Source organism: Rossellomorea vietnamensis, assembly GCF_008180615.1.
GTDB lineage: Bacteria > Bacillota > Bacilli > Bacillales > Bacillaceae_B > Rossellomorea > Rossellomorea vietnamensis_D.
The window spans coordinates 25,744-39,185 of record NZ_VTEH01000007.1 but is presented as its reverse complement, the minus strand read 5'-3'; the positions used below and the strand labels follow the sequence as shown (position 1 = coordinate 39,185).

12 protein-coding genes are annotated in these 13,442 nt (G+C 44.7%); 7 read left to right on the top strand and 5 right to left on the bottom strand.

The annotated features are described in order from the left end of the window. The first annotated feature begins 31 nt into the window (after positions 1-31). The 7 genes from FZC79_RS10940 to FZC79_RS10910 all read left to right on the top strand — a co-directional run bounded on the left by FZC79_RS10940 (position 32) and on the right by FZC79_RS10910 (position 4,743). Positions 32-736: a TasA family protein gene (locus tag FZC79_RS10940; protein ID WP_148946840.1), complete on the top strand. Its 705-nt coding sequence runs from the start codon at positions 32-34 to the stop codon at positions 734-736. Between the two features lie 69 nt (positions 737-805). Then, positions 806-1,450, top strand: a complete 645-nt coding sequence (locus FZC79_RS10935) for a TasA family protein (protein WP_148946839.1) — start codon at positions 806-808, stop codon at positions 1,448-1,450. Positions 1,451-1,494: 44 nt separating this feature from the next. Continuing rightward, positions 1,495-2,106, top strand: a complete 612-nt coding sequence (locus tag FZC79_RS10930) for a cell wall protein (RefSeq protein ID WP_148946838.1) — start codon at positions 1,495-1,497, stop codon at positions 2,104-2,106. A gap of 68 nt (positions 2,107-2,174) precedes the next feature. Beyond that, positions 2,175-2,477: a DUF5658 family protein gene (locus FZC79_RS10925; protein ID WP_148946837.1), complete on the top strand. Its 303-nt coding sequence runs from the start codon at positions 2,175-2,177 to the stop codon at positions 2,475-2,477. Positions 2,478-2,688: 211 nt separating this feature from the next. Next, positions 2,689-3,072: a single-stranded DNA-binding protein gene (ssb, locus tag FZC79_RS10920; protein WP_113928312.1), complete on the top strand. Its 384-nt coding sequence runs from the start codon at positions 2,689-2,691 to the stop codon at positions 3,070-3,072. Between the two features lie 46 nt (positions 3,073-3,118). After that, positions 3,119-3,301: a hypothetical protein gene (locus tag FZC79_RS10915; RefSeq protein WP_148946836.1), complete on the top strand. Its 183-nt coding sequence runs from the start codon at positions 3,119-3,121 to the stop codon at positions 3,299-3,301. Positions 3,302-3,597: 296 nt separating this feature from the next. Then, the gene (locus FZC79_RS10910) at positions 3,598-4,743 is read left to right on the top strand and encodes an IS4 family transposase (protein WP_148946835.1); all 1,146 of its coding nucleotides are present in this window, start codon (positions 3,598-3,600) and stop codon (positions 4,741-4,743) included. Positions 4,744-4,852: 109 nt separating this feature from the next. On the opposite strand, the gene FZC79_RS10905 is transcribed toward FZC79_RS10910, so the two are convergent. The 5 genes from FZC79_RS10905 to FZC79_RS10885 all read right to left on the bottom strand — a co-directional run bounded on the left by FZC79_RS10905 (position 4,853) and on the right by FZC79_RS10885 (position 13,437). Next, complete coding sequence (locus tag FZC79_RS10905; RefSeq protein WP_148946834.1) at positions 4,853-7,675, bottom strand: DEAD/DEAH box helicase; 2,823 nt, start codon at positions 7,673-7,675, stop codon at positions 4,853-4,855. Continuing rightward, a complete protein-coding gene (locus FZC79_RS10900) occupies positions 7,668-9,305 on the bottom strand; it encodes an SWIM zinc finger family protein (RefSeq protein ID WP_148946833.1) in 1,638 nt (545 codons plus the stop codon). The genes FZC79_RS10905 and FZC79_RS10900 overlap by 8 nt, the downstream gene beginning before the upstream one ends. A 491-nt stretch (positions 9,306-9,796) precedes the next feature. After that, positions 9,797-11,404: an alkaline phosphatase gene (locus FZC79_RS10895; protein WP_148946832.1), complete on the bottom strand. Its 1,608-nt coding sequence runs from the start codon at positions 11,402-11,404 to the stop codon at positions 9,797-9,799. A 101-nt stretch (positions 11,405-11,505) separates the two neighbouring features. Further along, a complete protein-coding gene (locus FZC79_RS10890) occupies positions 11,506-12,762 on the bottom strand; it encodes an efflux RND transporter periplasmic adaptor subunit (protein WP_148946831.1) in 1,257 nt (418 codons plus the stop codon). A gap of 15 nt (positions 12,763-12,777) precedes the next feature. Next, positions 12,778-13,437, bottom strand: coding sequence for a hypothetical protein (locus FZC79_RS10885; RefSeq protein ID WP_148946830.1), 660 nt, complete (start codon positions 13,435-13,437; stop codon positions 12,778-12,780). Positions 13,438-13,442 lie beyond the last annotated feature (5 nt).

The window sequence follows — 13,442 nt, the reverse complement described above, 5'->3', positions numbered from 1 at the left end:
AAATTGGGGCAAAACGAGGAGGAAGAAAAGAATGGGTATTAAGAAAAAGTTAGGTTTAGGAGTAGCATCAGCAGCACTAGGATTATCTTTAGTAGGTGGCGGAACTTGGGCAGCGTTTAATGATATTGAAACAATGACTAATAGTCTTTCTGCAGGAACACTGGATTTAGTATTAGATAGTGCTGCAACTGGTAAAATCGACGTATCTAAGCTAGTACCAGGAGAAACTATTGAAAGATCTTTCGAAATTCAGAATGATGGAAACATTGATATTGCTCAAGTACTGCTTTCTACAAATGCTACTTTTGCTAGAGGGACTAACGGAGCTGACGGAGCACTTCCAGGAAATGAATCAAAAGAGGATTATTTAAAACAATTCAAGATTGATGTTTACGATTCTGATAGCACCAATTTGCTTGACGAAATTAATCCTTCCGAAGGTCGTTCTTATGTCACTCTTTATGATTTCGTGAATGCAACAGAAGATGATGATGACTTTGATATTGCCTCTGGAGATGGCTTAGATAATATTAAATCGGTTCCTGGTAAACCTGCGGCTGACTTCGATAACTATGATACTGATACTATCACTATGGAACTAGAATTTGTTAATGATGGTACCAAAACGAATGGTGAATATAATCAAAATAAATTTATGGGTAATAGTGTAACTCTAGACTTCACATTTGAAGCAACTCAAAAAACTGGTGGGCCTAGATCTAACGATGTCGAATAAATCTTGAAAGATAGGAGTGGAGATTTTTACTCCACTCCTATTAATTTTTAAAAGATGGGAAGATAACAAATGACACTAAAAAAGAAAATAAGCTACGGTGTAATGTCTGCTGCACTAGGTTTGTCATTAGTAGGCGGGGGTACATGGGCAGCGTTTAATGATGTTGAAGCCATGAGTAACTCCATGGAAGCAGGGGTATTAGACCTTAAAGTAGATCCAACAGTCGTATTTGATGTTTCTAAACTAGTACCTGGAGATACAATGCACCGTCTGTTTAAAGTTGAAAATGTAGGTAATCTGGATATTAATCAGGTCTTAATGCATACAGAGTTAATTGTAACTGACAAAGATGGTAACCCAAGTAAAAAAGATTTTGGATCTCAGTTTAAAGTTCAATGGCTGACTAGCGACTTTCAACCAATCATTACCCCTTTCCACAAAGCCACTCTAGCTGATTTAGAGCAACTAACAAAAAAAGGGGAATCACCTGATATAACTACGTATATAAAAGAATTGTTAGGCCACCAATTTAAATCAGATCTACCAGTTAATGACACTGATCATATTATCATGTCAGTTGAATTCCTTGACAAAAAACAAAAAGATTCTCAAACAGGGCTTTACAAGCAAAATAAATTTCAAGGACATGGAATGAAAGTTATCTTTAATTTGGAGGCAACCCAGTATAAGGGTGAATCTAGAGAAAATGATTAACGAAAAGCCTTCATACATATATATGGAAGGCTAGGGGGGACAAGATGGTGAACCTAAAAGCAGTATTAAAAGTCTTTATTGTAACAATCATAATGATTTTAAGCCAAAACGCTGAAGCTGAAGCTGAAGAAAATAATGAGATCGATATTGCTTTAAGTCCTGCCAGTGTATCTTTTAACGTCAGTAAATTAGTGCCAGGTGATTGGGCAAGTAGAGAAATAGACATACTGAACAGTGGAACACAGGATTTTAAATATCTTTCGTCGGCTAAGTTCATTAGTGGATCAGAAATGCTATACAATGCTTTAATTTTAACAGTAAAGGATGAGAAAAAAGAGCTTTATAATGGAAGTCTTGGTAATTTTCACAAACTTGAGCCTAGATTGCTGGCAAGTTCGAAGCAGGAAAAGCTAACCCTCACTATTGAAATGCCATATGAATTAGGAAATGAATATCAAGGATTGACAAGTGATTTTGAATTTAAGTTTTATGTAGAAGGAACAATGGGAGGCGTGTTCCCTGTTGACGGACCAAAGTTGCCCAATACTGCAACAGATGTTTTTCAAATTCTTTTGGTAGGAGCAATAATGGCCGGGACAGGAATGATTCTATTTCGTCTGCAAAGCAAGAAAAGGTTAGATCTAAAAAGGAGCTGAAGACATTCTTATACTAAAATTTATGTCTTCAGGCCTTGATCAAATAATAATGAAAATTAGGTGATTTCATGAAAGTTGCACTTCATATATTAGCAGCTCTAAATATTATTGATGCGATTGTGACAGCAATAGGAATTGAAAACGCCTATATTCAAGAAGCTAATCCTCTCATGGACTTGCTTTATACCACTCACCCCGTATTCTTTATTGCGTTGAAAATTTTATTATCTCTAATGGTATATACATTAATATTCTTTGATAAAATCCCCTCGAAAAAATGGTTCTCCTCTATCACTTACACAGCAGTTACGCTATATTCACTGATTTTCTTACTTCATGGAACGTGGGTTTATAATGTGTTAGCAAAATAGAGATTAGGATGGGGCAAATACTTTAAAAAAATTTCATTTCTTCAAAAAAGCCATTTTAAATAAGTTCCTTTACTGAAAAATCCATTTCACTTTAATCAAAATGGATTTTTGCTTATTTATGGCTCGTTGAAAAATACCTTTTTCCCATTTTACACTCTCCCAAAATCCCTATATCCTATACTTACCAACGAAAGAAAAGAGGTGAGACAAAATGATAAATCAGGTTACGTTGGTAGGCAGATTGACGAAGGATCCAGAGATGCGTTACACATCCGAAGGGAAGGCGGTGTTGAATGTTACTCTTGCGGTCAATCGTCAGTTTAAGAGTCAGGGCGGTGATTATGAAGCTGACTTTGTGCTGTGTACGATGTGGAGGAAGGCTGCAGAGAACACGGCGAAGTATTGTAATAAAGGCTCTGTGCTGGGCGTGGTAGGACGCATCCAGACGAGGAATTACGATAATGAACACGGCAAGCGGATTTATGTCACGGAGGTTGTCGCAGAACAGGTGAGATTCCTGGATGGAAAGCCGACACAGCCGGCCAAACCGCAGCCGAGGAATCCGGAGGTAGAAAAGGCTCTGCCGGTATTTTAAGAGATAGCAATTTGGTTTATGACTAAAACTGGAGGAAGTTCCCTTTATGAACAATAGCGAATCCATGGAAAAATTGATTGAAGATCTGATAAGAAAGTTGGCAAGGGCAAATGTGGAATTATACTACCTGACACAGCGAGTCGCACTCCTCGAGAAAAAAGCTTCCGAAGACAAGCCTCAAGCTGCTGCAAATAATCGCATCTCTTTTATGACCACCAAACAAAATTAAATTTTCAATGACTTGTTTTATTTCATAACCTAGGAACAACCACGCATCAAACTTCCACCTCACCTCATAGATAAAAAACTCAATAAAATACTTCTAATACCCCCACTGTTGCCGGTTCTCATGAGAGCCGGTTTTTTCATATTTGTGTAATTTAGCGCTTTAAAGTGTTGAAAGGGACAGTCCACGGGTGTTGATTAACCACAATATGTAAAATAAACGGTATCGTTAGACAAAAAAAACCACTCTCCTTTAGAATGATTGTTACCGCTAACAACACAAAAAGGAGAGTGGTTTCATTGACTAACTTTAACAAACTTTCTGAGATTCTTCAAACTTTCATTACGGATGAGGAAGTAGCCGACCTTTGTGAGAAGTGGGGGTATGAAGACACAGCTAGGAAGTTATCAGCCCACGATTTGATACGTTTTTTTGTTATATCCTCTGCGAAAAAATGGGAAAGTTTTCGAGATTCGGAGACCAAATTGCCAAAGGAAAAAAGTCTGCCTTCCGTTGATCACTCTACCCTCGCTAAGAAAGCTCAAAATGTTCCTTATCAGATTCTCCAAGAATTATTCTCTCGATTAGTAGAACGCTTGGGACGTGGTGCTCGTCGTGCGCTCCTTAAACCCTACAAGCTGTTCGCGGTTGATTCCACAACGATTACATTTCAACACCCGGATATGAGCTGGGCAGGTTACACCCGTACCCGCCACGCTATTCGTCTGCACACCAAATTTGATGTTGAGGAAGGGCAGCCTACTCAGGTGGTCTCGACAACTGGCCGGGATCACGATGTCATGGTGGCCCCAAGACTTTATAAAGACCTAGAATCTCTATCCATTATTACGGGAGACAGAGGATATGCAAGGACCAGTGACTTTCAGTATTTACATGAACGTAACCAGTTTTTTGTCATACGAGTTGCTAAATTCTTTTCTCTTCCTGAAGAGTTGGAACACAGTGTCCCTCTTGATGCGGGAGGCAAGGTAAAAGTGGATCAAACAGCTTTTATCGGGAAAGGTACAAGGAAAACAAAGAGTCGATTCCGATTGGTAACGTTCACAGACAACGAAGGCAATGAAATAAGAGTAGCGACAAATCTAATGATGATGTCACCGGAAGACATCGCTTATATTTATAAGCTTCGCTGGCAAATCGAGTTGTTCTTCCGCTGGGTAAAAGGAAACCTGGACCTCTCTAACCTTTTTGGAAATTCTCCGAACGCTGTCTATAGCCAGGTTTACGGGACTCTTATCAGCTACTTTTTATTACGCTGGATTTACAATGAAACAAAAGAAGAATGGGAAATCCTGCATTCATACACTTTTATAGAATTCACACGTCGCTATATAGCGCACACCTTACCAATGGAGGTGAGGTGTGCCATTAAATCACTGTTTGGAAAATGGGGGAGTCTGTGTGTATCTACTGGAAAAATATAGCTAATCAACACCCGTGGACAGTCCCTCTTAGTGCTTTAAAGTGGTAAAGTAAAAAGAGTCCCCCACCGCAAAAAGCGGCAGGGGGGTTCTACTATACATATATAGATACCTACTCCAAAGACAACAAACTATGCAGATCCTGATCAGACAACTCAGTCATCCACTGGTCACTCTGAATAATCTCGTCATTCAATGCCTGCTTCTTCTCAAGCATCATATCAATCTTTTCCTCAAGCGTTCCAGATGCGATCATTTTATGAACATGAACGAAGCGGTTCTGTCCTATACGATACGCGCGGTCGGTGGCCTGGTTTTCGACGGCCGGGTTCCACCAGCGGTCGTAGTGGACGACGTGGTTGGCGGCGGTGAGGTTCAGACCGGTTCCTCCGGCTTTCAGAGACAGCAGGAACACAGGGAATTCACCGTTTTGGAATCTTTCCACGAGGTTGTCACGCTGGGTTTTAGCCATGCTGCCATTCAAGAATGGCACGTCGACGCCGAACTTTTCTTTCATGACGTTTTGGATCATCTCCCCCATGGAGATGTACTGGGTAAAGATCAAGCAAGCTTCACCTGAATCGAGCACATTTTCCACAATATCAACGAGCTTCCGCATTTTCTCAGAACGCTTTTCAATGTTCTCCGGCTGCGGTTCTTTGAGATAAAGAGCAGGGTGATTGCAGAGCTGTTTCAGGCGGTTCAGCATTTGCAGGACAAGTCCTTTTCGCTCAAAACCGCTAAGGGCTTCCAGCTGTGCGAAGGTATCTTTAATGAGCTGCTCATATAAGGATGCCTGCTCAGTGGTCAGCGCACAGTACTCTTTCTGCTCAATTTTATCCGGCAGATTCAGCTCGACTTCTGGATCTTTCTTCGTCCGGCGAAGCAGGAACGGCCTGATTTTCGCCTGAAGTTCTTTGACCCGTGATTCATTTTCTTCTTTTTCAATTGGCACGATGAACTTCTTTTGAAATTGCGTGAAGCCGCCAAGATAGCCGTGGTTCAAGAAGTCGAAAATCGCCCAAAGCTCTGACAAGCGGTTTTCCATCGGAGTTCCGGTCAACGCGATATGATGCTTTCCTTCTAATTTACGGATCGCCCGTGACTGCTTCGTATTGGCATTCTTGATGTTCTGCGCTTCATCGAGAGCGATCGCATTCCATTCGACGGTCTCCAGCTCTTCAAAATCAAGATGAGACAAGCCGTAGGAAGTCAGAACAACATCCATATCGAGGATGCCGCGTCCGAATTCAATTCCTTTGTCACGGTTCGCTCCATAGTGAAGCTTTACTTTTAAGTCAGGTGCGAATTTTTCTAGCTCACGCTGCCAGTTTCCAAGCACAGATGTCGGCGCGATGATCAACGCCGGTGCCTTCGGGGTTTCAACCTTTTTCACTTCTTGCAGGTACGTAATCAGCTGTACCGTTTTTCCAAGTCCCATGTCATCGGCAAGACAGGCGCCAAACCCGTATCTGCGCAGGAACAGCAGCCAGCTCATTCCTTGCTGCTGGTAAGGGCGCAGTTCTCCCTGGAAAGTGTCCGGCGTCGAAACGATCGGCACTTCGGCAGAGTTGTTCAGCGTGTCGATCATTTTTTTCATCGAACGGTTGAGGTCGATTTGGATTTTGGCGAACTCGTAAGGATCATAATCGTCTTCTTGGAGAAGTTCTTCTTCCTCATCACGCGGAACAAGCTGCTGCTCCAGCATATCCTGGATCGAAATTCCTTCCGCTTTTGCCTTGCTCATCAAGTCTTGAATGCGCCGAATCATTGCTGGATCCAGCTTCATCCACTGTCCGCGGATTTTGATCAATCGGCGCTGGTCGTTCACGAGATTTTGAAAATCTTCTTCCGACAGGTCCACGCCATTCATTGAAAGGCGCCAGTCAAAATCGAGCATGGCATTCAGCCCGACAAAAGAAGGACGATAAGAGCTGTCCGTGTTTTTTACTTTGGCTTTGACCGTCATCTGGGCATCCTTCATCGCCTGCCACCAAGCAGGAAGCAGGATTTCGATGTCGAGATCAAGAAATTTTTCGCTGAGTACGGTCAGGAAATCCCAAGCGTCGTGCTCATCCAGTGAATTACGGATTTCGCCGCCCTGGTCGAGAAGCGGAAGCATTTTCATCCAGCGGTTCTGTTCTTCTTTTACCGTATCGAGGTGTTTTTTATAAGAAGGAGGCAGCCGGTCTTCCTCCAACGAGTAGACTTTGTCATTGCGCTTTTTATCCCGGAGGATGGTTTCGAGCTCCCAGGGATCATGCTCCTCCAATGGTTCCGTCAGGCGCAGCCCCAGCGTGAAGGGAGTCTCATCTTCCGTCAGGCCGACCCATTCGCTCCATTTTTCTTCATCAAAATAAGCATGAAGTTCTTCCGGAGTGAGCGTGCTCTCCTCGAGTTTTTTCAGGCGGGTAAAAATTTGATCACTGCTCCCGGCAGAGAGTGACTGGCGGACAGAGCGCTGGTACCAATCGGAAACGAACTCCTCAGCCGATTCTTCGCCGATATCCTCCTGCCAGAATTCTTCGGGAAAGTTGTCCCACAGCTCATCCGGGACCTGGAAGGAAAGGCCGTTTTCCGCCATGTCTTCGAAGCGGGGAATCCATTTTCCTTCCTGGATGGAATCGTACATGATCGGGGCAACGGCAAGGCACTTCTGCCCGAGTTCATCCCAATGCCAGTCAATCATGCCGCTGAAGGATTCATCGGCAAATAGCAAAAGCAGATCCCAGCTGTTGACCTCGATTCCTTTTCTGGTCCCGAGCTCTTTGGGATGCAGCGTCGTACCGTAAAAACTGGCTTCATGCCAAAGAAACAACTGGCCCTTCCAGTCATCCGGTCCGATATCATAGCCGCTGTCGTTTTCACAGTAAAGGAAGAAGCGGCCGTTCTCCAGAGGCTCTATGTACACATGCAGCAAACGTGTTTTAAGCATCGATCAGCTTCCCCTTTCTGCATTCTTCATGGAACGCACGAAGACGCTTGGTTTTTTCTAACATAAAATCCAAATAGATATCCCACTGATCCGTTTTCTTCAGTTTTTTATATAGAGTACGCAATCTTTTCAGGTATTTGACCGCCTGTTTATAATTATCACGGTTCCGGCCGGCCAAATAGAATTCGATTCCTTCATGATAAAGGGGCAGGACGAGCTGAGGCGCTTCTTTAGCTGCATCCCGGAGGCCCATGTTATCCATCTCCCTGAGCTCATATCCGACAAAACGCTGCAGCTCCACCCAATCCCGGAAGGACTTCGAACTTAGCAGGAATTCGTTGTACCAGGAGTAACTGTAGGGTAAAAGGGCGACAAGCAGTTTCCGGAGAAGACCATGCTCATTTTCTGTCATCCAGTCAATCGGCAGTGTCCGCAAAAACCAGCGTGAAAAAGCTGCGCTGTCATAAGGAGGAAGGGAATTGACGTATGACGGGACCTTCGGCATGATGCTCTTCAGGAAAGCGACACCTTGTTCATATTTTTTATTTTGAAAAAGCTGCTCCAGCCAGAAATCGGAGTACGGAACAATCTCAGTGCCCAGCTTCTCAATTTCTGTCGCTGCCAACTCATGTTCTTCAAGCAGAATGTATTGATGCAGCAGGGCAAGGGCGTAAAAGAGGTCTTCAGGGGCACGCTCTTCCTGCAGTCGTTGAACCTCCGCCTGGCGCCAAGCTTTTTTCTTAAAAAGAAAGTACCATAGGAAGCGGTAGATTTCTGCCTTTGCCAACGTACTGTTTTCGTTAGAACCCGTCAGCTCCTCCGTCTTTTCTTTTAAAAATTCAATGAAAGGATCGAACCGGAACGGCATGGCATGGACGGATAACTGCTTCACGCTGTCGAACATTTCGTCAACCAAAAATTCGTAGTGTGAAGTCTCCGCCGTCTTGCCTCTAAAAAAGACCATCATCCGGTCGAAGTTCTGGAACAGAAAAAAGGAAACATAAAGCTGATACAGCGGCTTCCATTCCCGCTCGTACGGAGCATCCTTCATCAGCTTACGGAAAAAATTCTGTATATGCAGGTCCAGCAGGTGCGACTGGCGGTGAAAGGCCTCTTTGTCCCACTCCCTGAACTGATACTGAAGATAGTCCCACCATTCTTCCGGTGAGTCTCCGCGCTGTTTGCGGTCTTTTAAAAGATCACTGGCCTTTTTGATGCTGCCTTCATGCTTCTTTAATATATCCTGCAGATCCACCTTTTTTTCAGGAGATGTATTCGCAGCTTGCTCAGGCCGGGTCGTGCGCCATTTGTGAATCCAATTGGTCACAGGGGCAGCTTTGCTGAATACGGCAAAAAAAGCAGCCATGCGGTGGCGGCACCATTCATCAGAAGGGCAGGAGCACTTGCTTATACGTGGAAATTCCAATTCAAGAGTCACCTTAACAGGCGTGACGTCCTGGACATCCGCGGTGATGCTGTCATCGTGGAACTTTATATTGCCAACAAGATTCTGCCGGTACAGCAGCAATCCCTTCTGGACGATGCTTTGTCTCTCGCTGCCATACGGAAGTTCTTCCAGCAGATAATTGCTCAAAGGTTTCAACTTTTCCTGTAATTCTTGTGCATTCATAAGGATTTGCCGCCTCCTGACTGATTCCGATCAAAATTAACCATTCTTTTATTATAACGCAAATCAGTAAGAAAATGGAGCGGGGGAGACATCTAAAAGAAAAACCGTGTGGAGTGTGTGTTTAATAAGGGCTGGTGAGAGAGGGGGAAGCATGATGTAAGAGCCCGTAAACTTGGAATACGGGCCAATGAGAGAGGAGAAAGCAGGAGATAACGGCCCGCAAACTTGGAATACAGGCCAATGAGAAAGGGGAAAGCAGAAGATAAGGGCCCGCAAACCAAGAATACGGGCCAATGAGAGATGGGAAGGCAGGAGGTAACGGCCCGCAAGCAAGAAATACGGACCAATGAGAAGGTAAAAAGGAAGAGTTAACGGCCCGCAAATAGGAATTTCAACTCGAAAGCAGCAAGAAAGTGCCCCTTTAGTGCTTTAACGCACGACCAGGGACAGTCCCTCTTAGTGGTTTAAAGCACTAAAGCACCCACCAACACCTACTCAACATGAACAAAAAAAGTCTCCCCATTATAAACATTGACCGCCTGAAGCTGGATCTCAGCACCATTGCGAATCATGATATTCTTGTTTTCCGGAAACACCAATTCCTCCTGTTCATTTCGTGCGACAAATTTCGGGTTGTGACTGTCACTCATGTCGATTTTTGTCTCATACCCCCGCACTTCATAATACTCACGTGCATCAACATACCAGTCACTTAAGCCCGCTAAATTCAACCCGAGGAAGTCGGATACAGTAGTGGCAAGGTCCGTGTTTTCGTGCAGTCCCACTGGTTTTTCCGGTCCATAGGCATAGAGGAAGACGTCTTCACCGGTATGGCCGTGTGTTGTAAAGCCGAGGGAAGCCCGCTTGCTGAGCATCGCGGCCATTTCACTCTCCAGTTCTGTAATCGACCCGGCTTTTTCCACTCTGCAGAACTCATCTTCCGTATGGTCCTCGAGCCCATAGGAGGCGAGCACTTCTTTTAAATTGGAGCGGTCGTTCTCTAACTGAGAGGATGCCCCTTTCACTGTTAATCGCGCTTTTTTCAAAGGCTCAATGATCTGCTTCACCGGCTGGTCAAAATAGTCTTTATCAGTGGAACCATTTCCGATTGTCAGGCCGCTGTTTCCGTGGTCTGTCACCGCGATGACCATTGTATGTCCGTCACGCTTTGCGAACTCGAGTGCTTCACCGACCGCCTCATCAAACGCGAGCACCTCGCTGATCATTCCGACAGGATCGTTTTTATGGGCTGCCCAATCAACCTTGCTGCCTTCAATAAAAAGGAAAAATCCATTTCTGGACTGGTTCAGCCGCTCAATCGCAGAAGAAGTCATATCGGCCAAAGAAGGTTGCTCCGGCAAAAGTGCCGCACGGTCAAAGTCATAAGCCATATCCTCATCGGCAAAACTGCCCCATAGCCTTCCAGGAGAACGCTCGTCCAGGTCTGCTTTGTTCTCTAAAATCTGATAGTCCTTCTCCTCAATGATTTCAAGGAGATTCTCTTTATCTTTCCGGGCCGCCTCTTTCGTTTTTAACATAGCGTCATCATTCGCACGTCTTTTATCCCCACCAGAATGAAGCCAGGCAAGACCGCCGCCCAATACAACATCCATTCCTTGATATACCTGCTGTTCGGCAATGTCGCTGAACTCATCGCGGTTTTTCACATGAGCGGAAAAAGCAGCGGGGGTTGCGTGCTGAACAGGAGAAGTGGAGATAATGCCTGTGCCATATCCCTGTATCCGGGCCGCTTCAAGCAGGCTGACTGCTGGCTTGGAACCTTCTCCATCGGGAATCATGCCAATGTAATCGGCCTTTGTTTTGAAGCCGGTGGCCATCGCTGTCCCGCCTGCTGCAGAATCGGTGATGGCTGATTGAGCTGAATACGTCCGGACACCGCCTGTTAAAATGCTGTCCAAGTGAAGAGGGGAGCCCTTATACCAGCGGGCAAGAGTCACGACATCTGAATTTGTCCCGTCCATCACCAGGAAAATCACCTTCTTCTCAGGGGTCTCAGCGAACAGGCAGGAGGGAGGGATGGCTATAAATATAATAGAAAATATCAGGATGGGAATGATGGCTAATTTATATTTTTTCATGAAATCCTCCTTTTCGGATTCTATTCATGGTTAGTATGAGGGAGCATACCTTTTCTATACCCAAAAAAGCGCCGAACCTGTGTCAGGTACGGCGCTTCATGTTATTTTCTTTCAAGGATTCCGAGAAGGAGATTTTCTAAAATGGTGTGTCTGTCAGCATTTTTAATAGCTGAATTGGTCAGTCTGTCAAATTGTACAGGCGTCACAAAAGTGGAGCCTGGTAAATCCATAGAGTCAGGGTCCTTAACATAGATTTCATCTTTTTCCATGCCCTTTTGGATTTCGACTCTATCGCCTGATTTCATGCCGACAGATACTTTCCTTCTTTCCAGCTTTCCGTCTTCTGTGACAACAAGCAGGTATTTCTTTGCCCCATCCATCACCAGGCTGTCTTCAGAAACGGTCAGTACATCCTTCGCTTCTTCCGTTACGATGGAAAGGGAGACGTGAAAGCCGGGACGCAGATTTTCCAATTCCTGATCTTCGCTGAACTCTACTTGAAATGGATAAGAGCTACCGCCGTCCTCGGCATCATTTTCAGAAGGAAGGGGGGAAACATCGGTTACAAAGCCGTTCAGCTCTGCTTTTACAGCTGTTGAACGAACTACAGCCTCCTGGCCTTCCATGACCTCAAGAACTTCCTGCTCATTTAATTCCCCTTCAACGACAGGCGAGGTGGATGCAATGACTATAACGGGATTGTCAACCTCGCGGGAAACCTTTTTCACAACCCCGTCCAATTCGCTCTGGACTGTCAGGGTCGTTTCATACGACTGCAGGTCGCTCAGCTGCCGCTCAAAGTTGTCTGCCTTGTTTTCCAGGCGCTCCATTTCGAGCTCTTTAGCCGCGATTTCCTGCTCAACATAATAATCGATTTCGAGTGAGCTTGCTTCCATGCTTTCATCCGGCGGGAACTCATCCAGAGCAGAGGAGGTAGGTACCCTGGTGTCGCTTGCAGATGGCCTGAGCGTTCGCAGGTCAGTGATGTGATCTTCAATGCTGTCAATCTCATCCTCAAGCTGCTGGATTTCCGATTCCAGCAGCTGCTGCTGGCTTAATGTATTTTCTGCTTCAAAAGTGAACAAGTCAGAACCTGCCGACACTTCATCGCCTTCTTTAACGAGGAACTCTTGGAACGTGCCAAAGCTCTCGTCAAAATAAACATAACTTTCCTGAGCAGAAGCAAGGGATGCCACTTTTTCCAGTGAATTCTGCAAGTTTCCGGTAGTAATAGATTTCCAGTCGTTCACAAACGAATTGCGGTCCACCTTGCTGTCCGCTTTCTCGATTAAAAACACATTGACAGCCAAGAAAACAAGGCAAAGGATGATAGCCGGGTAGATTATTTTTTTACTCAAGTGAATTCACCGCCTTTATACTAAAATCGAAAAGTCTATATAAGCTAAAAATGCCGTAATGCTCCAGAACAGAAGGTTGATGACTGCCACCCAAAGTAAGAGCACCCCGTTTTTCTTGCCGGTGAGCCACTTAAGCCCTTTAAATTGAATAAAGGCAGCCCAGATTTTAAACAGTGAAATGCTTCCTAGGAAATACTTCAGCCAGTCATTTTCTGTCAGGGCCTGGCCGATGATTCCAAGGGCGAAGGGGGAAGAGTACCAGTTCAGCGACATAAAAGTCAGGAACGGCAGGTAAGTAAATTTTTCAAGAAGCAGGATCAGCAGGGTGATACCCTGGACCACAACGATTTTTTTGAATTCGGCTTCCGAAAGAGTCCAAAACAGCAGGGAAGGGATGAATAGGATCACTGCTGCGTATAAAAGGCCCAATAAGATCCTGCCCAGTAAAAAGTAAAATTTATGTACTTCAAAATCCAAAGGGGATAGGGAAGTAAGTTCTTTAGACAAGGGCACGGTTCCCCAGCCAAAGCTGGCGTTCAAGCCGAAAATCAGCATGGAGACCAGAAAAAGGGTGATAATTGTTTTACTGTAGCCTTTTAAAATCTCTGATTCTCTTAATTGATAAAAATATATAGAAGGATGAAGCAGTCCTTTTAACAGTTTAATTTCATTCATGAATG

What these genes read in the sequence shown, in the direction of transcription:
- FZC79_RS10940 (WP_148946840.1), top strand. Translation starts at nt 32, where the DNA reads ATGGGTATTAAGAAAAAGTTAGGTTTAGGAGTAGCATCAGCAGCACTA.
- FZC79_RS10935 (WP_148946839.1), top strand. Translation starts at nt 806, where the DNA reads ATGACACTAAAAAAGAAAATAAGCTACGGTGTAATGTCTGCTGCACTA.
- FZC79_RS10930 (WP_148946838.1), top strand. Translation starts at nt 1,495, where the DNA reads ATGGTGAACCTAAAAGCAGTATTAAAAGTCTTTATTGTAACAATCATA.
- FZC79_RS10925 (WP_148946837.1), top strand. Translation starts at nt 2,175, where the DNA reads ATGAAAGTTGCACTTCATATATTAGCAGCTCTAAATATTATTGATGCG.
- ssb (WP_113928312.1), top strand. Translation starts at nt 2,689, where the DNA reads ATGATAAATCAGGTTACGTTGGTAGGCAGATTGACGAAGGATCCAGAG.
- FZC79_RS10915 (WP_148946836.1), top strand. Translation starts at nt 3,119, where the DNA reads ATGAACAATAGCGAATCCATGGAAAAATTGATTGAAGATCTGATAAGA.
- FZC79_RS10905 (WP_148946834.1), bottom strand. Translation starts at nt 7,675, where the DNA reads ATGCTTAAAACACGTTTGCTGCATGTGTACATAGAGCCTCTGGAGAAC.
- FZC79_RS10900 (WP_148946833.1), bottom strand. Translation starts at nt 9,305, where the DNA reads ATGAATGCACAAGAATTACAGGAAAAGTTGAAACCTTTGAGCAATTAT.
- FZC79_RS10895 (WP_148946832.1), bottom strand. Translation starts at nt 11,404, where the DNA reads ATGAAAAAATATAAATTAGCCATCATTCCCATCCTGATATTTTCTATT.
- FZC79_RS10885 (WP_148946830.1), bottom strand. Translation starts at nt 13,437, where the DNA reads ATGAATGAAATTAAACTGTTAAAAGGACTGCTTCATCCTTCTATATAT.